The sequence below is a fragment of the Saccharopolyspora sp. NPDC002376 genome, from assembly GCF_053593195.1.
On record NZ_JBSFBZ010000006.1, the window covers coordinates 43,054 to 68,555 of the forward strand.

At 67.6% G+C, this 25,502-nt stretch carries 21 protein-coding genes, 3 tRNA genes and 1 pseudogene; 13 read left to right on the plus strand and 12 right to left on the minus strand.

Features of this window, described 5'->3' with window-relative positions; all coding sequences use genetic code 11:
* Positions 1-142: 142 nt before the first annotated feature.
* A complete protein-coding gene (locus ACWCO2_RS06660) occupies positions 143-763 on the minus strand; it encodes a YigZ family protein (protein ID WP_450126724.1) in 621 nt (206 codons plus the stop codon).
* A 152-nt stretch (positions 764-915) separates the two neighbouring features.
* Here ACWCO2_RS06660 and ACWCO2_RS06665 point away from each other — a divergent pair, with 152 nt between their 5' ends.
* The gene (locus ACWCO2_RS06665) at positions 916-1,113 is read left to right on the plus strand and encodes a KOW motif-containing protein (protein ID WP_270950111.1); all 198 of its coding nucleotides are present in this window, start codon (positions 916-918) and stop codon (positions 1,111-1,113) included.
* A 132-nt stretch (positions 1,114-1,245) separates the two neighbouring features.
* Here ACWCO2_RS06665 and ACWCO2_RS06670 read toward each other — a convergent pair whose 3' ends face one another.
* On the minus strand, positions 1,246-2,367 hold the full coding sequence (locus ACWCO2_RS06670; RefSeq protein ID WP_450126725.1) for a 5-methyltetrahydropteroyltriglutamate--homocysteine S-methyltransferase: 1,122 nt from the start codon (positions 2,365-2,367) through the stop codon (positions 1,246-1,248).
* 311 nt (positions 2,368-2,678) lie between these two features.
* Between ACWCO2_RS06670 and ACWCO2_RS06675 the strand changes: the two genes are divergently transcribed.
* The 3 genes and pseudogenes from ACWCO2_RS06675 (at position 2,679) to ACWCO2_RS06685 (ending at position 5,541) form a co-directional block, all read left to right on the plus strand.
* Complete coding sequence (locus tag ACWCO2_RS06675) at positions 2,679-3,830, plus strand: FAD-dependent monooxygenase (RefSeq protein WP_450126726.1); 1,152 nt, start codon at positions 2,679-2,681, stop codon at positions 3,828-3,830.
* Between the two features lie 95 nt (positions 3,831-3,925).
* A pseudogene (locus ACWCO2_RS06680) lies at positions 3,926-4,741 on the plus strand (IS30 family transposase); the annotation flags it as partial.
* Positions 4,742-4,800: 59 nt separating this feature from the next.
* The gene (locus ACWCO2_RS06685) at positions 4,801-5,541 is read left to right on the plus strand and encodes a DUF4253 domain-containing protein (protein ID WP_450126727.1); all 741 of its coding nucleotides are present in this window, start codon (positions 4,801-4,803) and stop codon (positions 5,539-5,541) included.
* 335 nt (positions 5,542-5,876) lie between these two features.
* Here the strand turns inward: ACWCO2_RS06685 and ACWCO2_RS06690 are convergent, their stop codons facing one another.
* The 4 genes from ACWCO2_RS06690 to ACWCO2_RS06705 form a co-directional block, all read right to left on the minus strand.
* Positions 5,877-6,707 carry an aldo/keto reductase gene (locus ACWCO2_RS06690; protein WP_450126728.1) on the minus strand — a complete coding sequence of 277 codons (831 nt, stop codon included), beginning with the start codon at positions 6,705-6,707 and terminating at the stop codon, positions 5,877-5,879.
* 174 nt (positions 6,708-6,881) lie between these two features.
* Positions 6,882-8,084 (minus strand): MFS transporter, encoded by a 1,203-nt coding sequence (locus ACWCO2_RS06695; RefSeq protein WP_450126729.1) that lies wholly within the window; start codon positions 8,082-8,084, stop codon positions 6,882-6,884.
* 462 nt (positions 8,085-8,546) lie between these two features.
* Positions 8,547-10,241: an aa3-type cytochrome oxidase subunit I gene (gene ctaD, locus ACWCO2_RS06700; protein ID WP_450126730.1), complete on the minus strand. Its 1,695-nt coding sequence runs from the start codon at positions 10,239-10,241 to the stop codon at positions 8,547-8,549.
* A gap of 299 nt (positions 10,242-10,540) precedes the next feature.
* Complete coding sequence (locus ACWCO2_RS06705; RefSeq protein WP_450126731.1) at positions 10,541-11,116, minus strand: SACE_7040 family transcriptional regulator; 576 nt, start codon at positions 11,114-11,116, stop codon at positions 10,541-10,543.
* 87 nt (positions 11,117-11,203) lie between these two features.
* Between ACWCO2_RS06705 and ACWCO2_RS06710 the strand changes: the two genes are divergently transcribed.
* From ACWCO2_RS06710 to ACWCO2_RS06720, 3 genes are all read left to right on the plus strand, one after another.
* Positions 11,204-12,817, plus strand: coding sequence for a carboxyl transferase domain-containing protein (locus ACWCO2_RS06710; protein ID WP_450126732.1), 1,614 nt, complete (start codon positions 11,204-11,206; stop codon positions 12,815-12,817).
* Positions 12,818-12,918: 101 nt separating this feature from the next.
* Positions 12,919-14,934: an acetyl-CoA carboxylase biotin carboxylase subunit gene (locus tag ACWCO2_RS06715; protein WP_450126733.1), complete on the plus strand. Its 2,016-nt coding sequence runs from the start codon at positions 12,919-12,921 to the stop codon at positions 14,932-14,934.
* 29 nt (positions 14,935-14,963) lie between these two features.
* Entirely contained in the window at positions 14,964-16,157 is a 1,194-nt protein-coding gene (locus ACWCO2_RS06720) for an acyl-CoA dehydrogenase family protein (RefSeq protein WP_450126734.1), read from the plus strand.
* Between the two features lie 152 nt (positions 16,158-16,309).
* On the opposite strand, the gene ACWCO2_RS06725 is transcribed toward ACWCO2_RS06720, so the two are convergent.
* Both ACWCO2_RS06725 and ACWCO2_RS06730 read right to left on the minus strand, forming a co-directional pair.
* Positions 16,310-16,858, minus strand: a complete 549-nt coding sequence (locus tag ACWCO2_RS06725; protein WP_450126735.1) for a hypothetical protein — start codon at positions 16,856-16,858, stop codon at positions 16,310-16,312.
* Between the two features lie 312 nt (positions 16,859-17,170).
* The gene (locus ACWCO2_RS06730; RefSeq protein ID WP_450126736.1) at positions 17,171-17,392 is read right to left on the minus strand and encodes a heavy-metal-associated domain-containing protein; all 222 of its coding nucleotides are present in this window, start codon (positions 17,390-17,392) and stop codon (positions 17,171-17,173) included.
* 232 nt (positions 17,393-17,624) lie between these two features.
* Here ACWCO2_RS06730 and ACWCO2_RS06735 point away from each other — a divergent pair, with 232 nt between their 5' ends.
* The 5 genes from ACWCO2_RS06735 to ACWCO2_RS06755 all read left to right on the plus strand — a co-directional run bounded on the left by ACWCO2_RS06735 (position 17,625) and on the right by ACWCO2_RS06755 (position 18,968).
* Positions 17,625-17,864, plus strand: coding sequence for a hypothetical protein (locus ACWCO2_RS06735; RefSeq protein WP_450126737.1), 240 nt, complete (start codon positions 17,625-17,627; stop codon positions 17,862-17,864).
* A 609-nt stretch (positions 17,865-18,473) separates the two neighbouring features.
* Positions 18,474-18,546: transfer RNA gene (locus tag ACWCO2_RS06740), tRNA-Glu, on the plus strand.
* A 23-nt stretch (positions 18,547-18,569) separates the two neighbouring features.
* A tRNA-Asp gene (locus ACWCO2_RS06745) sits at positions 18,570-18,646 on the plus strand.
* A gap of 29 nt (positions 18,647-18,675) precedes the next feature.
* Positions 18,676-18,749 (plus strand) — tRNA-Phe (locus tag ACWCO2_RS06750).
* Positions 18,750-18,824: 75 nt separating this feature from the next.
* Positions 18,825-18,968, plus strand: a complete 144-nt coding sequence (locus tag ACWCO2_RS06755; RefSeq protein ID WP_450126738.1) for a hypothetical protein — start codon at positions 18,825-18,827, stop codon at positions 18,966-18,968.
* A 330-nt stretch (positions 18,969-19,298) separates the two neighbouring features.
* Here ACWCO2_RS06755 and ACWCO2_RS06760 read toward each other — a convergent pair whose 3' ends face one another.
* The 3 genes from ACWCO2_RS06760 to ACWCO2_RS06770 all read right to left on the minus strand — a co-directional run bounded on the left by ACWCO2_RS06760 (position 19,299) and on the right by ACWCO2_RS06770 (position 22,448).
* Positions 19,299-19,919, minus strand: a complete 621-nt coding sequence (locus ACWCO2_RS06760; RefSeq protein ID WP_450126739.1) for a polysaccharide deacetylase family protein — start codon at positions 19,917-19,919, stop codon at positions 19,299-19,301.
* A 361-nt stretch (positions 19,920-20,280) separates the two neighbouring features.
* Positions 20,281-21,756, minus strand: a complete 1,476-nt coding sequence (locus tag ACWCO2_RS06765) for a HAMP domain-containing sensor histidine kinase (protein WP_450126740.1) — start codon at positions 21,754-21,756, stop codon at positions 20,281-20,283.
* Complete coding sequence (locus ACWCO2_RS06770) at positions 21,753-22,448, minus strand: response regulator (protein ID WP_450126859.1); 696 nt, start codon at positions 22,446-22,448, stop codon at positions 21,753-21,755. The genes ACWCO2_RS06765 and ACWCO2_RS06770 overlap by 4 nt, the downstream gene beginning before the upstream one ends.
* Before the next feature lie 234 nt (positions 22,449-22,682).
* Here ACWCO2_RS06770 and ACWCO2_RS06775 point away from each other — a divergent pair, with 234 nt between their 5' ends.
* Positions 22,683-24,254: a trypsin-like serine protease gene (locus tag ACWCO2_RS06775; RefSeq protein WP_450126741.1), complete on the plus strand. Its 1,572-nt coding sequence runs from the start codon at positions 22,683-22,685 to the stop codon at positions 24,252-24,254.
* Between the two features lie 311 nt (positions 24,255-24,565).
* On the opposite strand, the gene ACWCO2_RS06780 is transcribed toward ACWCO2_RS06775, so the two are convergent.
* Positions 24,566-25,276 (minus strand): GTP pyrophosphokinase, encoded by a 711-nt coding sequence (locus tag ACWCO2_RS06780; RefSeq protein ID WP_450126742.1) that lies wholly within the window; start codon positions 25,274-25,276, stop codon positions 24,566-24,568.
* Between the last annotated feature and the right edge of the window lie 226 nt (positions 25,277-25,502).

The window sequence follows — 25,502 nt, forward strand, 5'->3', positions numbered from 1 at the left end:
AGACGTCCGATTTCCGTTGAAATCGCGGAAGTTCTCCACAGCGAGGACGACCTGTCCACAACCGTCGGCGGGTGCCGGGTCTGACAAGCCGAGGGCGTGCGATGTCCGTTGGCATTGCGGAACCCCAGGTCGGGACGCCTGGTCAGGCGGGGACTTCGGCGTGGGTGAGGGAGCCGAGGGTGGCCTTGGCGGTACCGCCGGTGGCCTCGGCAAGCCAGGTGCGGAAGGCGTCCACTTCGGACATCGGAACGTTGATGTGGAACCGGACCACGTCCTGGTACTCGGTGTCGACCACCTGGTAACCGGCCGATCGCAGATCGTTGTCAAGCTTGCCCGCGATCAGGTAGTCCACCGAGGTCGTCACGGTCCGCACCGGCCGCCGCTCGAGCAGGCCGACGTGGTCCAGCGCGGCCGACACCGCGCCGCCGTAGGCGCGCACCAGGCCGCCGGCGCCGAGCAGCACCCCGCCGAAATACCTGGTCACCACGGCCACCGCGTTGGTGATCTCGTTGTGGCGCAGCACCTCCAGCATCGGCACCCCGGCGGTGCCCGCCGGTTCGCCGTCATCGCTGGACTTCTGGATCTCGCCCAAGTCGCCGAGCACGAACGCCGAGCAGTGGTGGCGCGCGTCGTGGTGCAGCTTGCGGCGCTGCTGGATGAACTCCCGCGCCTCCGCCTCGTCGGTCACCCGCGCCAGCGCGCACAGGAAGCGGGACTTCTTCACCTCCAGCTCGTGCTCACCGGGCTGCTTGATGGTGCGCATCCGTCCCCTCCGGCAGGTGGTGTTTCTCACGACCCCGAAGGGTTGCTCCGGCCATCCTCCCATTGCAGCAATGGTGCAGGTCAGCACGGTATGTCGACGATCGGGGGACGGCGATTTCCGTTGTGGCCCGTGGCCACGTAACGTCCCCCCTTATGGAGCAATCCTCGAGCCCGTTCGAACCAGGCGCGCGGGTCCGCGCCACGTTCGGCCGGTTCCGCGACAAGGTCGGCACGGTGGTGGAGACCGCCAGCGGCCTCCCAGAAGTCTTCGAAGGCCCCGTCCTGTGGGTCCGCTTCGACGGAGCGGAAGAGCCCGGTCTGGTGGCGGGCCGCTTCCTCGAAGCCGCGTAAGAGCACAGTTTCAATTGAAACTGTGATCCGCCGTGGGTGGGATGTGCAGTTTCAATTGAAACTGTGTTCAGTCGTGACTGAAATCTACAGTTGCCATGAGCGTTCTTCAGCCTGGTCGGCAACCGCGGGCGGTTAGCCCCAGACCTCGGCAGCGGTCTCCACGACCAGGCGCAACTTCGCCACTTCCTCGTCGTAGGTCAGAGCGTTGCCGTCCTTGGTCGAGGCGAAACCGCACTGCGGTGACAGGCACAGCTGGTCGAGATCGACGTAGCGGGCGGCTTCCTCGATGCGGCGCTTGAGCGAGTCCTTCGACTCCAGCGCGCCGCGCTTGGTGGTGACCAGGCCGAGCACCACGGCCTTGCCCTTCGGCACGAACCGCAGCGGCTCGAAGCCCCCGGAGCGCTCGTCGTCGAACTCCAGGAAGAACCCGTCCACCTCGAGCTCGTTGAACAGCGCTTCCGCGACGAAGTCGTAGCCGCCCTCGGCGACCCACGACGAGCGGAAGTTCCCTCGGCACATGTGCGTGGTCACCGACAGGGTGTCCGGGCGCCCGCGCAGCGATTCGTTGATCAGCTGGATGGTCTGCAGGTGGGCCCGCTCGGCGTCGTCCCCGCGCTCGGTGAGCTGCGCCCGCTGCTTCGGGTCGTTGAGGTAGGCCAGGCTGGTGTCGTCGAGCTGCAGGTAGTGGCAGCCGAGACCGGCCAGGGCGCGCACCTCGGCGCGGTAGGCCGCGGCCAGGTCGGCGCGGAACTCGGCCAGGTCCGGGTAGGTCGTCGGGTCGATGGCCGCCCGGCCGCCGCGGTAGTAGAGCATGCCCGGCGAGGGAATGGTCAGCTTCGGCGTCGCGGTGGTGACGTGGTCGGCCAGCGCGGTGAAGGCGTCCTCGAAGATCGTCCGGCTGAGCCCGATCTTGCCGTTGACGTGCAGGTCCGGCGTGGCGAACTCGATGTCGCCCTGCTCGTTGTGGAACTGGACCTTGAGGCTGGCGTCCTCGACCTTCTCGACGCCGTCGAGCTGGTACAGGAAGTCCATGTGCCAGGAGCTGCGCCGGAACTCCCCGTCGGTGGCGCTGTGCAGGCCGATCTCCTCCTGCATGGCCACCACCTGAGCGATCGCCTCGTCCTCGACGCGGCGCAGCTCGGCGCCGTCGATGCGGCCAGCGGCGTGGTCGTCGCGGGCGTCGAGGAGGGATTGCGGGCGCAACAGGCTGCCGACGTGATCGGCGCGGAACGGAGGGGACACGCGAGGGCTCATGGTCGCAACATAGTTTGCTTTTGTGACCGTGCCTACCCGCCTCCGGCGATCGTTTCGTCATTGCGAGATGTCGGTTTTGCCCAAAACTGACCGCCCGCGTCGGGTTGCCGGTTCTAGGCAAAACTGACACTCCGCCCACCGGGTGACGTGAGATGGCGAACAGTGGCCGGAGTTCCGCTGTCTGCGGCACGCCTGGGGCGGCTGGCGGAAGTCCCTGTCGGCCCAGCTGTGAGCAAAGACAAATCGGTACTTCCGGTCTCCTGGATAAACTCGAGCCGGACAACTGACGTCGGTGCTGACGGATGGAGACGATGCGGGTTCTCGTGATCGGAGCCGGAGTCGGGGGACTCGCCATCGCCAACGGATTGGTCGACAGCGGCCATGATGTGCAGGTTTTCGAGCACTCCGAAACATTGCGCACCACTGGTGCGGGAATCACGGTGTGGAGCAACGGAACTGCCGCGCTGCGCGATCTGGGCGTCGACATCGAAGCGTCCGGTCGCCAGCTGCGCAGCCTGCGCTCGCTCACCGAAACCGGCCGGTTGCTCTGGGAAGCCGACCTCGGTGAGGTCACCGAACGCCTCGGTTCGCCGACCGTGCAGATCGCGCGACGCGCGCTGATCGCCGAGATGGCCGCCGCGCTGCCGTCGGACGTGCTGCACTTCGGTCGCCGCTGCGTCGGTGTCGTCGAGCATCCGGACCGCGTCGTCGTCGAGTTCGACGATGGCACCAGTGCGACGGGTGAGCTGCTGATCGGCGCTGACGGACAGCGGTCGGTGGTGCGCCGCGAACTGCTGGGCGGAGACCCGGCGAAGCCCACCGGCTGGGCGAGCTGGCAGGGCTTGACTCGCAGTGACTTACCCATCGCGCAGGGCCACCAGACGTTGAACATCGCTGGCCGCAACGCACATTGCGGTCTGATCCCGACCGGTGACGGAATGTTGCACTGGTGGTTCGACATGCCGTGGAAGGAAGGCGACCCGGTGCTCTCGGTCGCCGACCTGCGCGCGATCTTCCGGGGCTGGCCGGACCCGGTCGAGCAGCTGCTGGCCTCGGTCACCGACGACGACCTGGGCTTCTTCCCGCACATCCGGCACAAGGTCCCGCAGGTCTGGGGCGGCGCGCGCAGCACGCTGCTCGGCGACGCCGTGCACGCGATGCCGCCCGCGGTGGCGCAGGCGGCCAACCAGACGCTGGAAGACGCCTGGCTGCTCACCCAGTATCTGTCTGATGTGGACGGTGACCTGGCGCCACGACTCCGCGCCTACGAGCAGGAGCGCCGCCCCCGCGCCCTCAAGGTGTCCCGCACGGCGGCCCTGACCTCGGCGCAGCGCAGCACTCCGTTGCAGCGCCTGGCGAAGTTCCCGGGCTGGCTCGCCACCCGCAGCCAGGTGGCCTCGCTGCGCTCCGGCAGCAACGTCCTCCGAGGCTTCGCCTCCCGCCCAGTCATCCAAGCCGCCTGACCCCCTGAACGCGGAACGGCCCGCCGCGCCGCCGCAACCGTCACCCTCGCAACGGCCAGTACCGGCCCCACGCGGCCCAGGCCCGCGCCGACGCGCGCCGACGCGCGCCGGCCTCGCCCCAAGCCCGGCAAGATCGGGCAGAGCCCCGAGTTACGGGCCTACATTCAGGAACACCTGCACAAGCGCTGGAGCCCGGAGCAGATCTGCCAGAGCCTGCGCCGGACCTTTCCCGAGCGGGCGGAGATGCAGGTGTGCCACGAGACATCTACCAGGCGCTCTACGTCCAAGGACGCGGCGAACTGCGCCGCGAGCTGACCCGAGCGCTGCGCACCGGCCGTACCATGCGTAAGCCCCGCCGCCTGGCCCAGCAGCGCCAGCCCCGCTACAGCACGCCCATGGTCATGATCAGCGAGCGGCCCGCCGAGGCCGACGACCGAGCCGTGCCCGGCCACTGGGAAGGTGACTGCATCATCGGCAAGAACGGCAACTCCGCCATCGGCACTCTCGTCGAGCGCAGCACCCGCTACGTGATGCTCATCCACCTCCCGCACGGCCGCAGCGCCGAACTGATGCGCGAGGCTCTCACCCAGACCATCACCACCCTGCCACGCCACCTGCTGCGATCCCTCACTTGGGACCAGGGATCAGAAATGGGCTCCCACGGCGCCTTCACCCTCGCCACCGATATCCCGGTCTACTTCTGCGACCCGGCCAGCCCCTGGCAGCGCGGCTCCAACGAGAACACCAACGGCCTACTGCGCCAGTACTTCCCCAAGGGCACAGACCTGTCGGTCCACACCCGCGACCAACTCGACGCCGTTGCCGCCGAATTGAACGCCAGACCAAGAAAGACGCTCGACTGGGACACCCCGGCTGAACGCCTCACAGAGCTCCTGACCACCTGCGCCTGACCGAGGGCCTGTTTCAAAAGCGCTCCAGAACGTCAGAGCATGTCGCTAACTTCTGCGGTATGCACCACGAATCGCCACTCAACGCGCTACCCGACGGACTGCCACCGGGCCGTCTGGTGACACCCGAGCGCGGCTCCGACAGCCCCGTCATGTGGGTCTCGGACCAACGGCTTCCCGACGCGGGACGACACTGGCGGCGACTCTTCGAACTTCGCCACAAGACTGGCCTTTACCCGCTGCTGCTGGACGCGCTCGAGGACAACTCCGGACGACCGTGGCACGACGGCGAACTCGCTGCTGCGCCGATCGGTGCCATCGACACGCTGACCGCCGAGAACGTACTGATCGGGTTCTGGAACGACGATGCGCTCGGCCCTTGGCCCGAACTGGCACCGTCGGGCGTGTCGGACCGGGATCCGGACACGGCTGCCGCGATGCTCGCCGAGTCCCTCGGCTCGGCCAGCTCCCGGTTGCTCGGCCTCGTCCCAGCCACCCGCGGCGCGGACACACTGACGCTGTGTGGATGGACCGGGCCGTGCAACCACACCAACGAAACGGAGGAGATCTCGGTCGTGGTCCGTTCGTGGGAAGAGCGGTTCGGGGCTCGTGTGGTGAGGGTGGGTTTCAGCACGCTTGAGCTGTCTGTGGCCGCACCACCGAACACGCTCGAGCACGCCCACCAGGTGGCAGCCGAGCATGAGGCGTTCTCCCCGGACACCATCTGGCAGGGCTGCGGAGACTTCGAGGACTATGCCGAAGCACTGATCGACTCCGGCCATTGGTCCTTCTGGTGGGACTGACGTCGGCAGCGCACGAAGAGCCGGGCTCCTCACCCAAAGGTGGAGGGAGCCTGGTGACCAGCGGGAACCGCGTAAACGCCGGATTCCGTTCCAAATCTCTCTGAGCCCCGCACCAGCCACTTCGTACCTCTTCGTCGAGCACTATGCCGAAGATGAGCTCGGTCAGCTTCACGTCACCCACGATGGCCGCCCCTCTGGCCCCCCGACTGGGTTTCCGTCGTCCCGCAACGCGGAGAACACGGAAACCCAGTCGGCTCGCGCTATGCTGACCGCTGCCAGTAAGTGATCACTGTGTTGCGACGATCTCTCGAATACGCCGTTGTGGCGGGGTTGGCTCAGGCGCCGAAGGTGTCCGGGTCCGGGCCGACGCGGACACCGGTCGACAGGCCCGTGATGGCCGCGACGTCGTCGTCGGCGAGCTCGAAGTCGAAGACCTCGATGTTCTCCTTGATCCGCGACGGGGTGACCGACTTCGGGATCACGACGTTGCCCAGCTGGAGGTGCCAGCGCAGCACGATCTGCGCCGGGCTCTTGCCGTACTTCTCGCCCAACGCGGCCAGCGTCGCGTCGTCCAGCAGACCCTTGCCCTGGCCCAGCGGGCTCCAGGCCTCGGTGACGATGCCGTGCTCGGCGTGGAACGAGCGCAGCTCGGCCTGCGGCAGGTTCGGGTGCAGCTCGATCTGGTTGACCGCCGGCACCACGTCGGTCTCGTCGAACAGGCGCCGCAGGTGCGGGATCTGGAAGTTCGACACGCCGATCGCCTTGGCGCGGCCGTCGGCGTGCAGCTTCTGGAACGCCTTCCAGGTGTCGACGTACTGGTCCTTGGCGGCGACCGGCCAGTGGATCAGGTACAGGTCGACGTAGTCCAGGCCGAGCCGCTCCAGGCTCTCGTCGAACGCCTTCAGAGTGCTGTCGTAGCCCTGCGCCTCGTTCCAGAGCTTGGTGGTGACGAACAGGTCCTCGCGCTTGACGCCCGATTCGACGATCGCCTGGCCGACACCCGCCTCGTTGCCGTACACCGTGGCGGTGTCGATGCTGCGGTAGCCCGCCTCGATCGCCGACCGGACCGGCGCGACGACCTCGTCGGCCGGGATCTGGAAGACGCCGTAGCCGAGCTGCGGCATCGCTGCGCCGGTGCTCAGCGTGATGTTCGGAACCTGTGTCATGTGGGTGCTTTCCTCCGCTGATATCGCGTTCGTCGCCAGCCGCGAAGGGCCGACATCAGGTGGAACCGATCCAGTTGATGGTGGATTCCCGCCACGCCCTGTGGCAAATACCGCAAGCCACCGTATTTCACCCACCGCGCGATCGCCCAGAGAGTGTGACTCCTGTGGCGCCAGTTAGCTGACCTCGACGGACTCCGTGGCGGGACGGTGCGAGGTGACCGCGGCGGCGGGTTGCTGCTGGCGGTCCAGCCAGCCGGACAGCAGTGCGAAGCCGAGGCCGACGAGGGCCAGCAGGGCACCGACCCAGCTCGGCGCGGTCAGGCCCAGCCCGGCCGCGATGACCAGGCCGCCGAGGTAAGCGCCCAGCGAGTTGGCGATGTTGAACGTGGACTGGATGCTCGCCGAGCCCAGCGCCGGGGCTTCCTTGGCCTGATCCAGGATCCGCGCCTGGATGCTCGGGATGGCCGCGAAACCGGTCGCCCCGATCAGGAACACGGTGATCGGCGCCAGCACGGTGCTGTGCGCGGTGAACACGAACAGACCGAGGCAGGCGGCCAGCGCGGTGAGGAAGATGTACAGCGTCCGCATCGGGTTGCGGTCCGCGAACCGCCCGCCGAGCGCGGTGCCGACGGTCATCCCGACGCCGAACAGCGCCAGCAGCGGCGTCACCGCGGTCGGTGAGTAGCCGGTCACGTCGGTGAGCACCGGCTTGATGTAGCTGTAGAAGGAGAAGGTCGCGGCGAAGCCGAACACCACGACGGCGAATGCCAGCCACACCTGCGGGCGGCGGAACGCGCGCAGCTCGCCGCGCAGGCTGACGTCGGTGGGCTTGGGCTGGTTCGGCACCAGGGCGGCGACCGCGGCCAGCGCGACCACGCCGATCACCGCGACCAGGCCGAACGCCCAGCGCCAGCCGAGCGCCTGGCCGAGCAGCGTGCCGAGCGGAACGCCGACGATGTTGGCGACGGTCAGGCCGATGAACATCATCGAGATGGCCTGGCCGCGCTTGTCGGCCGGGACGAGACCGGCGGCCACGACGGCGCCGATGCCGAAGAACGTGCCGTGCGGCAGACCGGCGACGAACCGGGCCGCGAGCAGCAGCTCGTGCGTCGGGGCGAACGCGGAGAACAGGTTTCCGACGGTGAACAGCACCATCATGCTCAGCAGCATCGCTTTGCGCTTGGTCCGCATGCCGAGCATGGTCAGCAGCGGTGCGCCGATCACCACGCCGAGCGCGTACAGCGAGACGTAACCGCCGGCCTCCGGGATGGTCGCGTGCAGGTCGGCGGCGACCTCGGGCAGCAGGCCCATCATCACGAACTCGGTCGTTCCAATCCCGAATGCGGCGATGGCCAGGGCCAACAGGGCAATGGGCAAGGAAGTCTCCTCGTGCGGACGTGCTGGACGGTGGGTGATCGCGTCCTCGCCGCGGACGTGCCGGAGCGGCCGCTCATGCGGTTGTAGGAAACGATTCAGGAAGACGGCTCACGTAGGCGCTCCCCAGACGTTGTCAACAGTAGTCCCGCGTCCTGTTGTTCCCGAGCGGTTTATGAACAGCGCCACGTCCGACTTCGCTCGTTCGGTCGAGCGGTCAGCGGAAATCAACCATCCACTGTGGACCCTTCGAGTGCGGTTCGCACACTCGCGAGCCGGTTGTGGTGTGCGATCTGACGCCCCGTGAAACGTGGAAGCTTTTCGACGTCGACCAGGAGGCCCGCACCGCTCACGTGGTGCGCGAGTTCGATTGAAATTGGACGTCCAATTTCAATCGAACTCGCGACTCCCCGGTGTGTCGGTCCCGACACGCCAGGGAGCGTCGGTACCGCGGAATCGACGCTCTCAACGGCCGCGCCGCAGGTCAGCGTGGGCTTCGACGTCCAACCGCTCGACCATGTGCGGGTAGTGCAGCTCGAACGCCGGGCGGATCGACCGCACCCGCGGCAACGACGTGAAGTTGTGCCGCGGGGGCGGGCAGGACGTCGCCCACTCCAACGAGTTCCCGTGCCCCCACGGGTCGTCCACCCCGGCCACCACGCCGTACCGGTAGCTCTTGAACACGTTGTAGAGGAACGGCAGCATCGACGCGCCCAGCACGAACGCGCCGATGGTGGACACCACGTTCAGCGCGGTGAAACCGTCGGAGGCCAGGTAGTCGGCGTAACGGCGCGGCATGCCCTCGGCGCCCAGCCAGTGCTGCACCAGGAACGTCAGGTGGAACCCGACGAAGGTCAACCAGAAGTGCAGCTTGCCGAGCCGCTCGTCCATCATCCGGCCGGTCATCTTCGGGAACCAGAAGTACACCCCGGCGAACACCGCGAACACGATGGTGCCGAACAGCACGTAGTGGAAGTGCGCCACCACGAAGTAGGTGTCGGTGACGTGGAAGTCCAGCGGCGGCGCCGCCAGGATCACCCCGGTCAGCCCGCCGAGCAGGAACGTCACCAGGAACCCGATGGAGAACAGCATCGGTGACTCGAACGTCAGGTGCCCGCGCCACATGGTGCCTATCCAGTTGAAGAACTTGATGCCGGTCGGCACCGCGATCAGGAATGTGGCGAAGGAGAAGAACGGCAGCAGCACCGCGCCGGTGGCGAACATGTGGTGCGCCCACACGATCGCCGACAGGCCCATGATCATCAGCGTGGCGAACACCAGCCCGGTGTAGCCGAACAGCGGTTTCCGGCTGAACACCGGCAGGACCTCGGTGACGATGCCGAAGAACGGCAGCGCCACGATGTAGACCTCCGGATGGCCGAAGAACCAGAACAGGTGCTGGTAGAGGATCGCGCCGCCGTTGGCCGGGTCGAACGCGTGTCCGCCGAGGTGCCGGTCGACCAGCAGCCCGAACAGCGCCGCGGCCAGGATCGGGAACGCCATCAGCACCAGCAGGCTGGTGGCCAGGATGTTCCAGCAGAAGATCGGCAGCCGCCACATCGTCATCCCGGGGCAGCGCAGGCACACCAGCGTGGTGATCATGTTGACCGCGCCGAGGATCGTGCCCAGCCCGCTGACGATCAACCCGGCCGCCCACACGTCCCCGCCCGGGCCCACGCTGAACATCGAGCGCGACAGCGGGGCATAAGCCGTCCAGCCGAAATCAGCCGCGCCGTTGGGCAGCAGGAAGCCGCTGAGCACAATCAGCCCGCCGAAGAGGAACAGCCAGAACGACATCGCGTTCAACCGAGGGAACGCCACGTCCGGCGACCCGATCTGCAGCGGCAGCACGACGTTGGCGAAGCCGAACAGGATCGGAGTGGCGAACAGCAGCAGCATCACCGTGCCGTGCATGGTGAACAGCTGGTTGTACTGCTCCTGCGACAGGAACTGCAGTCCCGGCTCGGCCAGCTCGCCGCGCATCAGCAGCGCCATGGAACCGCCGGCGATGAAGAAGAAGAACGAAGCGATCAGGTACATCAGCCCGATCTGCTTGGGATCGGTGGTGCGCAACCACGGCACCAGCTCGCCCTTGCGCCGCCGTCGATGCGTCCGGGCCCGCGTGGGAACAGGCTGAGGTTCGATCCAAATCCTGGCCAAGTCCTCCTCCAGCGCGCAATCGCCCTTCAACCAGCTCTACCCACGACCACCCCCCACCAATCGTCCGGCCGTCAGCGCTCCGCAAAATCACAGTTTCAATTGAAACTGTGATCCGCCGTGCCTGGGATTTACAGTTTCAATTGAAACTGTGGACCCACCGGCGTGTCGCCTCCCGACACGCCGATGCCTGTGGGCAACCGTCCGTCCCTGTGGAGAACTTCCACAACCTCAATGGAAATCAGACGTCCACTTTTCATTGAAATTGCGTCCACCCGCCGGAGCGGCACCGGCGGAGGGGGTCAGCTCGTGGCTCGGTCGATGGCGCCGAGGGCCATCGAGTGGAGGAGGCGGGACATCGCCTCGGTGTCGAGGTGTGCGCTGTAGGGCGTTGAGTTGATCAGGCCGAAGACCACGTGCGCAGTGGCGCGGGCGGTCGGGCGTGAGAGCTCGGGTCGGACCTGGCAGAGGACGTCCACCCACACCTCGACGTAGCTGCGCTGCAGTTCGCGGACCTTGTGCCGATCGGTCTCGGCGAGGCTGTCCAGGTCGCGCATGTGCACGGTGATCAGCGCTGGGTTGCCCAGCGCGAACTCGACGTGCCAGCGCACCAAGCGGTCCAGCGCGTCGCTCGGGTCGGCCGCCTCGCCGACGCGGTCCTGCCCGCCGCGCAGCAGCCGGTCGCTGATGCCGGTCAGCAGCTCCGCCAGCATCGCGTCCTTGCTGCGGAAGTGCCGGTACAGCGCGGGCCCGGAGATGCCCACCGCGCTGCCGATGTCGTCGATGCCCACCCCGTGGAAGCCGCCGCGGGCGAACTTCTCCGCCGCCGCGGCCAGGATCTGCTCGCGGCGGGACGGTTTGGCTGCATCGGTGGACATCGGTGTCGATACTAGACGAAACGCGTTAGTCATCGTTAACATCGGTTGCGTTAACGATGACTAACTCCGGCGGAAGGTGTGCCCCGCATGGATGCGCCCGCCCTGCGCACGACCGCGGATCCGGACTCGGCGGAGTTCGCCCGCTACACAGAGCAGCACGCGAAGCTCGTCGACGACCTCAACGCCCAGCTCACCCGCGCCCGCCTCGGCGGACCGGAGAAGGCCCGCACCCGGCACGTCGAGCGCGGCAAGCTGCTGCCCCGCGACCGGGTCGACGCGTTGCTCGACCGCGGCTCGCCGTTCCTGGAACTGTCTCCGCTGGCCGCGCACGGCCTCTACGGCGACGAAGCGCCGTCGGCGGGCATCATCACCGGCGTCGGACGGGTGTCCGGCCGCGAATGCGTGGTGGTGGCCAACGACGCGACGGTCAAGGGCGGCACGTACTACCCGATGACCGTCAAGAAGCACCTGCGCGCGCAGGAAGTCGCGCTGCACAACAACCTGCCGTGCGTGTACCTGGTGGACTCCGGCGGCGCGTTCTTGCCCAGGCAGGACGACGTGTTCCCGGACCGCGAGCACTTCGGCCGGATCTTCTACAACCAGGCGACGATGTCCGCCCGCGGCATCCCGCAGATCGCCGCCGTGCTCGGCTCGTGCACCGCCGGCGGCGCCTACGTCCCGGCGATGAGCGACGAAGCGGTGATCGTCCGCGAGCAGGGAACCATCTTCCTCGGCGGTCCGCCGCTGGTGAAGGCCGCGACCGGTGCCGAGGTGACCGCCGAGGAGCTGGGCGGCGGCGACCTGCACTCCCGCACCTCCGGTGTCACCGACCACCTGGCCGAGGACGACGCCGACGCGCTGCGCATCGTCCGCAACATCGTCAGCACCCTTGGCCCGCGCACGCCCCGCCCGTGGGACGTCGCGCCGGTCGAAGCTCCGGTGGCCGATCCCGACGAGCTCTACGGCGTGGTCCCGACCGACAGCCGCACCCCCTACGACGTGCGGGAAGTCATCGCGCGGATCGTCGACGGCAGCCGGTTCGCCGAGTTCAAGCAGGAGTACGGCCAGACGCTGGTCACCGGTTTCGCCCGCATCCACGGGCACCCGGTGGGGATCATCGCCAACAACGGGATCCTGTTCAGCGAGTCGGCGCAGAAGGGCGCGCACTTCATCGAGCTGTGCGACAAGCGCTCCATCCCGCTGGTGTTCCTGCAGAACATCTCCGGCTTCATGGTCGGCAAGGAGTACGAGGCCGGCGGCATCGCCAAGCACGGCGCGAAGATGGTCACCGCGGTGGCCTGCGCCCGGGTCCCCAAGTTCACCGTGGTCATCGGTGGTTCCTTCGGCGCGGGCAACTACTCGATGTGCGGCCGGGCGTACTCGCCGCGGTTCATGTGGATGTGGCCGAACGCGCGGATCTCGGTGATGGGCGGCGAGCAGGCGGCCTCGGTGCTGGCCACGGTCCGCCGCGACCAGCTCGACGCGCGCGGCGAGGACTGGTCGGTCGAGGACGAGGAGTCGTTCAAGCAGCCGATCCGCGACCAGTACGAGAACCAGGGCCACCCGTACTACGCGACGGCCCGCCTGTGGGACGACGGGGTCATCGACCCCAAGCAGACTCGCACGGTCCTCGGCCTGGCGATCTCAGCGGCGGCCAACGCCCCGCTCGAGGACATCTCCTACGGCGTCTTCCGCATGTGATGTCGCTGGTCAGGGCCCGTGAGCACTTTGGTCGCTATGGCAGCTCACCGCACTCACAGGTCCTGACCAGGCAAAACCTAGTCGTTCGGCGAAGTGAAGGGATGACGATGCAGCACTTCGACGCGGTGCTGGTGGCGAACCGGGGTGAGATCGCGGTCCGGGTGATCCGGACACTGCGCGAGCTGGGCATCCGCTCCGTTGCGGTGTTCAGCGACGCCGACCGCGATGCCCGGCACGTCCGCGAAGCCGACACGGCTGTCCACATCGGACCGAGTGCGGCCGCGGAGAGCTACCTCAACAGCAAGCGGATCCTCGACGCCGCCCGCAGCACCGGTGCCCAGGCGATCCACCCGGGCTACGGCTTCCTGGCCGAGAACGCGGCCTTCGCCGAGGAATGCGCCCAGGCCGGAATCGAGTTCATCGGCCCGCCGGCGACCGCGATCGAGTCGATGGGCGACAAGATCCGCGCCAAGCAGACGGTTTCGGCCGCCGACGTCCCGGTGGTGCCCGGCCGCAGCGACCCGGACATGACCGACGCCGACCTGCACCAGGCGGCGCTGGACATCGGGTTCCCGGTGCTGATCAAGCCCTCCGCCGGCGGTGGCGGCAAGGGCATGCGCCTGGTCCACGACGGGTCCACACTGGACGATCAGATCGCCTCCGCACGACGTGAGGCGCGCTCGGCGTTCGGCGACGACACGCTGTTCGTGGAGCGCTTCGTCAGCCGCCCCCGGCACATCGAGGTCCAGGTGCTGGCCGACGCGCACGGCAACGTCGTGCACCTCGGCGAACGCGAGTGCAGCTTGCAGCGCCGCCACCAGAAGATCATCGAAGAAGCCCCGTCGCCGCTGCTGGACGCCGAAACCCGCGCCCGCATCGGCACCGCCGCGGTCAACGCCGCCCGCTCGGTCGGCTACGTCGGCGCGGGCACGGTGGAGTTCATCGTCTCCGCGGACCGGCCGGACGAGTTCTTCTTCATGGAGATGAACACCCGCCTGCAGGTCGAGCACCCGGTCACCGAGCTCGTCGCCACCGTCGCCGGACAGCGCGGCATCGACCTCGTCGAGCAGCAGGTCCGGGTCGCCGCGGGCGAACCGCTGCCCTGGACCCAGCAGGACATCTCCCTCGAAGGACACGCGGTGGAGGCCCGCGTCTACGCCGAGGACCCGAGCCGCAACTTCCTCCCGACCGGCGGTGACGTCCTCGCCGTCCACGAGCCGTCCGGCCCCGGCGTGCGAGTCGACTCCGGCGTCCGCCCGGGTGCCCGGGTGGGTTCGGACTACGACCCGATGCTGGCCAAGGTCATAGCCTGGGGCCCGAACCGCGCCGACGCGCTGCGCCGCTTGGACAAGGCGCTCGGTGACACCGCGGTCCTCGGCCTGCAGACCAACGTCGCGTTCCTGCGCGCGCTGCTGCAGCACGAGCAGGTGCAGGCGGGCAGCCTCGACACCGGACTGGTCGAGCGCGAACTCGACGCGCTGATCGCCGAAAGCGCGATCACGCCCGACGAGATCTACGTGGCGGCAGCCCTGGAACGCCTGCTCGCGTCCGAGCCAATCGGCTCGGACATCGACCCGTGGGACGTCCCCGACGGCTGGCGGCTCGGCGAACCGGCCTGGAGCACCTGGCGCTTCGCGGCCGACGGCGGCGAGGTCGAGGTGCGCATCCGCGGCCGAGCCAACGACGCCCAGGTCTCGATCGAAACTGCGGTCCACCAGGCCTCGGCCGAGGTGCACGGCGACGTGCTGACCGTCGCCTACCAGGGCCGGACCCGCCGCTACCGGTTCGCGCACGTCGATGGCACCACGTGGCTCGCCGCCGACGGCCGAACCTGGGCGCTCGCCGAGCACCAGTTGCTCGCCGACCGCGGCGGCGCCGGCGGCCGCTCGGACGGCACGGTCACCAGCCCGATGCCCGGCACGGTGCTGGTCGCCGACGTCACCGCAGGTCAGCAGGTCAGCAGCGGACAACGTCTGTTCGTTGTCGAGGCGATGAAGATGGAGCACACCGTCACCGCCCCGATCGACGGAATCGTCAGCGAAGTGCACGCCAGGAAGGGACAGTCGGTCGGGCTCGACCAGCCGCTGGCTGTCCTCACCCCGTCGAACGAGTCATGAGCGACCGGGACAACACAGGAGGCCCAACGATGGTGGACCACCGGCTCAGCGAAGAGCACGAAGCCCTGCGCGACAGCGTGCGGACCTTCGCCCGCAAGGAAGTAGCCCCGGTCATCGGCGACTACTACGAGCGGGAGGAGTTCCCGTACCCGCTGGTGCGCACGATGGGGGAGATGGGCCTGTTCGGCCTGCCGGTCCCCGAGGAGCACGGCGGCATGGGCGGCGACTACTTCGCGCTCTGCCTGGCCCTGGAGGAGCTGGCCCGCGTCGACTCCTCGGTGGCCATCACCCTGGAAGCGGGCGTCTCGCTGGGCGTCATGCCGATCTACCGCTTCGGCAACGACGAGCAGCGCAAGACCTGGCTGCCGAAGCTGGCCAGCGGTGAGGTCCTCGGCGCCTTCGGCCTGACCGAACCGGGCGGCGGCTCCGACGCGGGCTCCACCCAGACCACTGCGGTGCTGGACGAGGGGGGCACCTCCCGCTCGAGCGGAGCCGAGAGTGGGGGACAGTGGGTGATCAACGGTTCGAAGGCGTTCATCACCAACTCCGGCACCGACCTGACCGGGCTGGTCACCGTCACCGCGGTGACCGGGAAGAAGCCCAACGGCGGCAAGGAGATCTCCACGATCATCGTGCCCTCGGGCACTCCGGGGTTCACCGTCGCCAAGAAGTACTCGAAGGTCGGCTGGAACGCCTCGGACACCCACGCGCTGTCCTTCGACGACTGCCGGGTGCCAGCCGAGAACCTGCTCGGCGAGCGGGGCCGCGGCTACGCGCAGTTCCTCGCCACGCTCACTGAGGGCCGGGTCGCGATCGCGGCGCTCGGCGTCGGTCTCGCCCAGGGCTGCGTGGACGAGTGCCTGCGCTACGTCGACGAGCGCGAGGCATTCGGTCGCAAGATCGGCGAGTACCAGGCGATGCAGTTCAAGATCGCCGACATGGAGCTGCGCGCGCACACCGCGCGTCTGGCCTACTACGACGCGGCCTCGCGGATGCTGCGCGGTGAGCCGTACAAGAAGCAGGCGGCGATCGCGAAGCTGGCTTCGTCGAACGCGGCGATGGACAACGCCCGCGACGCCACCCAGATCTTCGGCGGCTACGGGTTCATGAACGAAACCCCGGTTGGCCGGTTCTACCGCGACGCCAAGATCCTGGAGATCGGTGAGGGAACCAGCGAGGTCCAGCGAATGCTGATCGCCCGGGAACTCGGCCTCCCGGCCTGAGCCCCCCGCTGAAGCGAATCTGGCGTCCCACCAACCCAGCTGTCCCGGGTTGGTGGGACGTCAATTTCTCGCGAAATGGGGCCAGCCCCTCGCCCGACCACCACCCCTCAAGGTGGCGCTTCGCACCGCAGTCATCCAGACCTGGGTGCAGATCAGCGCCGGAAGCGGTTCTGCGGCACCGTGATCTCCTCGGTCTGCTCGACGTCGCCGTAGGCGTCGTGCCGCACCGGCTCGGAGACCGGCTGGAAGTGCTGCTGGGTGTCCTGGTCCGGCCACATCGGGTTCGCCTGCGGAGCGCCGTACTCAGCCGGAGCCGCGTAGTCGTCCAGAGCGGAGTACTCGTCCGGAGCAGCGTGCTCGATGAGAGCTGTGTACTCGGCCGGAGCTGACTGGCGCATCGGTGCCGCTGGAGCGGCTGCTGCGTTGTCCTCCTCCAACGCGAGGTGCTGCATCACCCAGTCACGGGCGAGGGCGGCCGGTGAGGTGCCCTGCTTGAACGCGAGCTCCTTGAGCCGCTCGTTGGCCATCAGGGGCAGGCGCAGTTGGTAGACCTGCGCAGCGCCGAAGCGGCGACCGGACCCGGTGGACTCGACGTTCTCCTCCGGGGCCAGCGCAGCCAGGTACGACTCGAACTCGTGATCGGGTTCGGCCGGTTCGGCCGCCTTCTGCCGACGGCTGGTCTTGGTTCGTCCTAGAGCCACGCGCACCACGATAACGGTTGGGTTGCGAAGCGTGAACTGCTGTGGCTCCCGTCACCGCGCGTGGTACCTGCGTCGCAGGCCGTGGGAAGCGGAGGGCCCCCGCGTCAGGGGGACGGACGCGGGGGCCGGAGGGGATCTCCACAGGTGCTGACCGGGGGTGTGTCAGCGACCCGATTGTGGCACGTGGCAAGGCCCTTTGGGGAGCGTTTGGCGCACGATTCGTGCGTCCGGCGCCTCCGGGGCGGGCCCGCTCGGCGGTCTCGCGCAACGGTTCGAGGTGTTATCCCGCGAACCGCGACCCCGGCGAGGAGCTCAGTTCGCGGTTGGCCAGTCGGTGATGGTGTAGCCGGCCTCGGTGATCGCCATGGTGGCCGCCTCGCGGCTGAGCTCCTGCTCGCTGGTGACCGACACCTGTCCGCTGTCCACCGACACCCACACGTCGGTGACGCCGGGGAGCTCGGACAGCTCCTCGGTGACCGACGTGGCGCAGTGGCCGCAGGTCATGCCACTGACGGTGAACGTTCGACTGCTCATGTGCGTTCCTTCCTGAGGGGTCCGCCCCGAATCGGCGGTGTCCGGGGCAACTCTGCCGTTCGTCCAGTGTGGACGATCAATGCGGGTGACCGGCGCAACACGAAGATCCGAAGTGGATCGTCACTCCTGAGCGTGATTACTCTGCGTCGAAGTCAAATCACTCTCTGGGGGGCTGCGGGTGTGGACAACCTGTGGATAGCCTGCGCCGGGAACCCGAGGCCGGGGAGGCGTCATGTACGGGTCGCTGGACGTACGGCAGTTCTTGTGGCAGCAGGAAGACGGACACTCGCGGCAGTCGGGCGCAGTGCCCGCTCCGCGGGCTGGTGAGCCCTCGCGGATCTCGCCGGATCAGGTGCACAAGGCGAGAATGGCGGTCGCCCGTGGTGCGGAGAGCGCCGAAGATTGCAGACTCCTGCTGGACATGTTGGGATTGGCTCCCGACGACGACGGACAGCCGCCGGTCACCCGCTGACGGGTGTCGCGCGGAGGCGTCTGCCAGTGGGCGCGACGCCCGGGGCGGCGTAACTTTCGGTGGCGTCGTAGATCAATCGTTCGTGGGGCGGGTCGCCCGGACGAGCGGAATTCAGAGCGGCTGCCACCTGTCGAAGCCGAGCCGCGCCGCAGCAGCCTGCAAAGCGGTGTGCGCGTTGCGTTGGACAGCTGCTCGCTCACCAATAGGTCCGCCGGATCGCTTCATCTAGATCTGTCGCGCGGTGCTCGTCGGGGCGGTGCGCTCCAGAAGCCGAAAATCGCTCAGGACTGAGTCCCAGGTCACATTTTTAGATCTTGAGCGATTTGCCGGGTTTCAAGTCCGAGGCGGCGCCTGCTGGGGCGCTGGGCGCGCCTCGGCGCGTGCCGGGTTCGACTGTGGCGATGGGTCGAGATCGGCAGGTCAAGGCGGTAGTGTGGCTGGCGAGCGAGGGTCTCGAGGTGGGCGCCCGAGGGGGCTGTTCGGCTTGAGGGACCCCCCTGTTGCAAGCCCGCTGGAGGCATGTCGTAAGCTTTTCTCAACGCCAACGGAGCGGACCTGAAAAGGGAAAGCCGGTTGGAGGCAAGGCCGGGTCGGTTCCGAATCGGCCAAGCCCCCATCGTCTAGCGGCCTAGGACGCCGCCCTTTCAAGGCGGTAGCGCGGGTTCGAATCCCGTTGGGGGTACGAACAACTTAATACAGAAGCATGGCCCAGTGGCGCAGTTGGTTAGCGCGCCGCCCTGTCACGGCGGAGGTCGCGGGTTCGAGTCCCGTCTGGGTCGCCAAGGCGTAACGGTGCAAACCGGACGCTATCGGCCAGGTAGCTCAGTTGGTACGAGCGTCCGCCTGAAAAGCGGAAGGTCGGCGGTTCGACCCCGCCCCTGGCCACGGCCACCCCTGACCTGCGGAAACAGTCGCGGTCGGGGGTTTTCGCGTTTGGCGCAGTGCTCGGAGGCACTACCAGTGGAGCATCTGAGCACGGCGCTTTCCCGATCTTGGTCCAGCCTGATCACGGACTGGACCCGTGCCCTCAAGGCCGACGGCATCTACACATCCGCAGCCCGCAAGGTCGGCACCTACCTCGACAAGACGGGCACTCTGCCGTAGACCAGGACATCACCACCGAGTCGCAGATGCGCACCGTCGTCGCCCACCGCGACAACGTCGCCCGCTGGTTCTGGCAAACCAATGCATGGAGCCGAAAACGGATCTCGCCGCACGCGCACCTCGTGCAGCAGACCGAGACCGTGCGGGTCGACGGCGTCGAGTGCGACGTCAACACCACCGACCGGCTCGACATCGGCCAACCCCGGCACGACCAGAATGCCAGGGCCGCCAACAGGAGATCAACGAAGCTTCTGAAGCTCCGCTACATGTTCGCATCGCAACCTGAGGGGAGTGCGGTCGAGGACATCGACCGCACCACCTCGCGGAGGCTCACAGCGTGGCCGGGAAATCGTCGTAGTAACCCAGCGTCGCCAAGTCGGCCAGGATATCGCCCATGGCCGTGACGGTTTGGCTCCGATCACCACCGCCATCGTGCATGAGGATCACGCCACGATCGGAGAACTGCTGCTTGTAGTTGTTGAAGATCTCGTCGACGCCGGGACTGCTCCAGTCCTGCGTGTCCACCGACCAGCCGATCGGCTGCATGCCCTCGCTGGCGGCGAACTGCTGGGAGAACGACGTCCAGTGGCCGTAGGGGGCGCGGAAATAGGGAATCGGCACACCGGGCACGATCGCATTGATGGCGTCGGTGGTCTGTTGCAACTCGGCCTGTTGCTGCTCCTCCGTCAGAGTTTGCAGGTCACTGTGGTCCCAGGTGTGGTTGCCGAGCCGGTGCCCTTCATCGACAATGCGCTCCACCAGGTCCGGGTACATCTGAGCGCTCTGGCCGATGAGGCAGAAGGTCGCCTGCACCCGACGATCTCTGAGCAGATCGAGAACCTGCGGCGTGTAGGTGGGATCCGGGCCATCGTCGATGGTCATCGCGAAGTACTGCCCGGGTGTCGCGGTGTACGAGACGATGTCCGGGGTGGCGGCGGAGGCCGTGTCCATTGCTGTCACAGTCTGCGGACTATTCCTTGCCGACATGGCGACTCTCCATCGGGGGAACGGAAATTACCAACTACTGTCGGCGGCCTGTTGCGCTCGGTTATTGATCGGGAACTCAAGGGGCCAGCGGACAATGACCGTCAGCGTAACCAGCTGTTGTGGTCTCAGCTTTGGTCTCATTCACCGTCGTTCACGGCAGGTCGAATTCCCCTCGATGTGTTCACCACATTTCGTTGACCAGCTCTTTTGGGGAAGCCGTCCTCCGCTGAACGGGCGATCGCAGACCTGAAAAGCGGAAGGTCGGCGGTTCGACCCCGCCCCTGGCCACCGCTCACAAGCTGCGAAAACAAGAAGCGCGCGGTATTCAGCGGGTGACGTCGGTCGGGTTGTGCGGTTGATGGTCGCCCGGTCCGGGCTCCGAGCTCGCGCGGGGAACGGTGAGGGTGAAGGCGGCGCCTGCACCCGGTACGTTGCGCACGGTGATCCGGCCATCATGCATGACCGCGTTCTCCTGAGCGATCGCCAGGCCCAGGCCGCTGCCCTCGGTATAGGCCCGTGCGTGGTTACCGCGGACGAATCGGTCGAAGATCACGGATACGAGATCGTCCGGGACTCCTGGCCCGGAATCGGGGACCGTCACCGTCGCCTTCCGCAGGTCGGTGCCGTCGATGGTCACGCTTACCGGTTGGGCCCCGTGGTGCTCGGCGTTGATGAGCAGATTGCGCACGATGGTGTGCACCCTGCGGGCGTCACCCTGGATCGCCGTCTCCCCGGCAGAGGTGAGCGTGACCTCGGAGCCCGCCGAAACCATTCCGGTCACATCGGCCACCAGTTCCACGAGATCGATCGTTTCGGGGCGGAAATCGGCTACCCCCGCGTCGATCCGGTAGATCTCCAGCAGGTCCTCGACCAGGACGCCGAGCCGGCGGATCTGGGTGCCGAGCAGCTCGACCGAACGGGCCCGAGCACGGGGATCCGGGCTGTCCAGGCTATCCGCGAGCACGACCAGCGAGGCCAGCGGTGTGCGCAGATCGTGGGCGACGTCGGCGACGAAGCGGCGTTGCTGGGCGTCTTTGCGGCGAAGTTCGTCGACGGACTCACCCAGCTGTTGCGCCATGGCGTTGAACGAGTCGGCGAGTTCGGCGAGCTCGTCATGCCCGTGCACCGGCAGCCGGGTGTCCAGCGCGCCCGCACCGAGTCGCCTCGCCGCCGCGGCCGTGGCCCGTACCGGTTGCTGGATGCGCCGTGCGGCCAGTAGCGCGATCACGGCTGCCGTAGCCGCGACCACGACCGTGAGCACGGCGAGCTGAGTACGCAGGTTGGCGACCTCGCGGTCCAGTCCGGCGGTGCTGTAGAACTCGGCCAGCACGATGCCGGGGGCTATCGTGCCGGCCACTACGAGATAGGAGCCGTCGTCTCCTTCGTAGGAATAGGTGATCGGTTGGCCATTCGCGTCGCTTGCTCGGTCGATCTGGGCGATTGGGAGCTGGCCGGTCCGCCATCCTGTGCGCCCGTCGACCGGGATGTACCGGCCGTCCCTGTCGACGGACCCGCCTGGGGTGAGATCGACCAACGCCCAGGTGAGGCCGAGTCGCCCGCGCATATAACTCGCGGCGGAGAACACCGAGCAGTACACGGGGTCGCCCTGGCACGTCGCGTGATGCTGGGCTGCCTGCTTTACATCGGACCGAAACCCGAGGGTCGCCGAGTTGACGAAGCGGTCCCTGGCCGAGGTGGCCTGAATGGTATAGGCGGAGAGGGCCAGTGCGGCGGACGCGCCCACGGTGGTCAGCACCACGGTGACGGCGATCTTGGCACGCAGGCCGAGTCGCACTTTCACGGCTTGACCATCCGATAGCCGAGTCCCCGCACGGTGCGCAGCAAGATCGGATTGGCCGGGTCCGGTTCGATCTTCGCCCGCAGTCTGGCCACCGCGGCGTCCACCAGCCGGGCGTCACCGCTGTAGCCGTAATCCCACACCCGCTGCAGCAGCGTCCGACGGCTCAGTAACTGGCCGAGGTGGTCGATGAACTCGAACAACAGCCGCAACTCCGTCGGCGTGAGGTGCACTTCCGTCCCCCGATTGGTCACCGACCAGGCCCTACGGTCGACAGCGAGATCGCCAAGGGTGAGCGCCGGCGGCGAAAGCTCGGGCGGCGTCGCGGGAGTGGATCGGCGCAGGACGGCCTTCACCCGGGCGTCCAGGACCCGCGGCTCGATTGGTTTGACCACGTAGTCGTCGGCGCCGCCTTCCAGGCCGGCGACCACGTCGATCGGATCACCGCGCGCGGTCAACAGGATCACGGGGATGGTGTGGTGGGCGCGGATCCGGCGGCACACCTCGAAGCCGTCGATACCGGGCAACATCACATCCAGCAGCACGAGGTCGACAGAGATTCTGTTGTCGTACAACGATTCCAGAGCCTGCTCGCCACTGCCGGTCACGGTCGCGGAATGGCCCAGGTCGCGCAGTGCCTGGGACAACACCTCGGCCAGCACGGCGTCGTCCTCCACCAACAGCAACCGGGGCACTGGACATGTCTCCTTCTCTGGCGGCGTCGGGCCGAATCGGGACGACAGCACGCTATCGCGCCGATTGGCGGCTGTGGTCGATTCGGTCATGCCATCGACGTTCGGCGGCGGTGGTGTCGGGCTTTGCTGGCCTTTCTCGGCAACGTGCGACAGGTTCGCGCCAGAGCCGCGTTGTCACGGAGCTGTCACACGATGATCGCGCTACGCGGGCATCGACCGAGCAGTGTGAGCCGCATGCGAAGTTGTTCTTTGTTGCGCAGCGTCGTGCTCGCGCTGACCGCTGTCCTGGTGTGCGCCGTTCCGGCGCAGGCCATCGTGGGTGGCACCGAATCAACCCAGGCTTACTCGTTCATGGGCTCGTTCCAGCTGTCCTTTCCCGCGCCACCGCGCCCGGACGAACACGGCTGTGGGGTGGAAGTCCTTGCGCCGCAATGGGTACTGACCGCCAGCCACTGCGCCGGTAGGAACCCGACCGGGGCGAAGGTGGGGGTCCCGCGTGGCTGGCAGGTCCGGATCGGGTCACTGGACACCACGTCCGGGGGCGAGGTCGCCGAGGTCGACCATTACTACCGGCTGGCAACCAACAAAGATGAAGGGGGTTTCTGGGGCAAGGACCTCGCGTTGATGCACCTGCGGACCCCGGTTCGGGCCAAGCCCGTGCGGATCGCCTCGACCACGCCACCGGACAACACGCCCGTCCGCATCATGGGCTGGGGCATGACCTGCGACGATTTCAACAATCCAGCGTGTTTCCCCACGCGGTTGCGGGAAGCTGACACCGTGGTGCAGCCGCTCTCGGCGTGTCCGGAAGCCCAGCCCAGCGGAGAATTGTGCATCGGTAGCCGCAACGGCAGCGTCGCCGCGTCCAACATGGACTCCGGCGGGCCTGCGCTGGTCCGGGAAGGCGACCAGTGGGCGTTGGCCGGTGTGGTCAGCGGCCCCAGCGGCGACAACGCGCCGACGCTGTACACCGATGTCACCAAGCACGCCGACTGGATCAACGGCATCATCACCGGCACCAACGTGCCCCCCGACGACCAGATCCCGAACGTGGAAGGCACGGTGGACTTGCCCGGCTGCGTGGGTTCAGTGGTCCGCACCTCCACCTCCCGGCCGGAGGACCCGGCGCTGGTGCTGACCAACGGTCACTGCGTGCAGGGACAGCGGCCCGCGCCCGGAAGCGCGCTGGTGGACCTGCCCGCCGACCTCGATCAAGAGGTGTCCATCGCCGACCGCCAGGGCTACCCGCAGGCCACCGCCCACGCGAACCGGCTGGTGTACGCGACGATGACCGGCACCGACATCGCGCTGTACCGCCTGGACAAGACCTACGCGCAGTTGGAGGCCGAGGGCGCGAAGGTCTTCCAGCTCGCCCCCACCCCAGTGCGCGCGGGCGACCCGCTGACCATGGCTTACGCCAGCCAACGCTTCGAGTGCACCGCCGAGGCCGTGGTCCCGCACCTGCGGGAGGGCGGCTACCAGCAGGACGACTCGATCCGCTACGCCACCAGCGAAGACTGCACCCCCGGGTTCGGCACATCCGGTTCGGCGCTGCTGGCCCCCGACGGCACCACGGTCGTGGGGATCCACAACACCCACAACGATGCCGGCGAGCAATGCACCGACAACAACCCCTGCGAGGTGGGCCCGGACGGGGAGGTGACCGCCGTGAAGGGCCGTGGCTACGGCCAGCAGGTCGACCTGATCGCGGCCTGTCTGACCACGGGGTCGAAGCTGGACCTGTCCCGCCCGGGCTGCACCCTCACCGGTGCCCCGCCCCTGACCACCACGACGCCACTGCCGTGACCATGACGGGCACCCAGTGATCAAGAAGACCCAGAAGACCGGGAAGCCCTAGACCCCGCAACGAGAACGGGTCACCGCAGCCCGCGGTGACCCGTTCAGCATGCCCTCCCACCTTTAAACGCAAGCTCAGTTCGCGTCCCAGAAGTAGGCGTTCAGCCAGTTGGCCACGTCGTTCCGGCTGCTTCATATGGCATGCGCTGGGCGATGGGAGCTGGCAGGTATCAACACCGGTCGCATGTGGCACTGGAGCCGTCGGCGCCGGACTGCTGGTGGGCTCGTAGGTTGTCGGTGCTGCGGTCCAACTCCCGGCTCTAACCGGGCGCCCCGTCGCTGCGCTCGTGCAGCGAAGACATCTGAGCGTCGAGTCCGGCAGCGGCCTCGGCCGCCGCCTTGAGCTGGGCGGCGAAGCTCTCCTGCACCTCGCCACCGCTCTTGTAGAGCAGCTCGTGCTCGACTGCGGCCCAGAAGTCCATCGCGATGGTGCGCAGCTGAAGTTCGACGGCGACCAGCTCGGTGCGGTCGGACAGGTGCACCGGCACCTTGATGATCAGGTGCAAACTGCGGTAGCCGTTCGGCTTCGGCGCGGCGATGTAGTCCTTGGTCTGCACGATCTCAATCTGGTGATGGCGGATGAGATCGCGGAGGTGGTAGACGTCGGAAATGAAGGGGCACACGACGCGCACGCCGGCGATGTCGGTGAGGTGTTCGCGGGCCGACACCGGGTCGACCGGCAGCCCGCGCCGGGCGAGCTTGGCCGCGATCGCCTCTGGACGCTTGATCCGCGAGGTGATGTGCTCGATCGGATCGTGCTTGTGGGAGTAGTCGAACTCCTCGCTCCAGATCCGCAGCTTGGTCATGAGCTCGTCGACGCCGAATTTGTGCACCATCAGCAGGTCGCCGATCCGGCGCATGAAGGCGAGGGCTTCGTCGCGGTCCATGGTGCTGAGCTGCTCGATGGCGTTGTGCTGTAGATAGGGCCACCCGCGCGAGCCGCCGCGCGGTGACCTGTCCGCAGTACCCATCAACGCTCCTCCACCCGGTTGGTTGATTCCAGCCTAGGCCGGACCGGACGACCGGGCCCTCGCTCAGGCGCGGGTGAGAGGACGAACACGTGGATCTCCCGGTCTCCGGCGCGGCCCCTGTGACCAGTCTCGCCCGCACTGGGATCTGCTTGCCTCGCGCCTTCACCTCGGACTCCGGGTGCGCGAGCAGGTTCGCCGACGCTGTGAAAGCTCCTGTCACTCGACG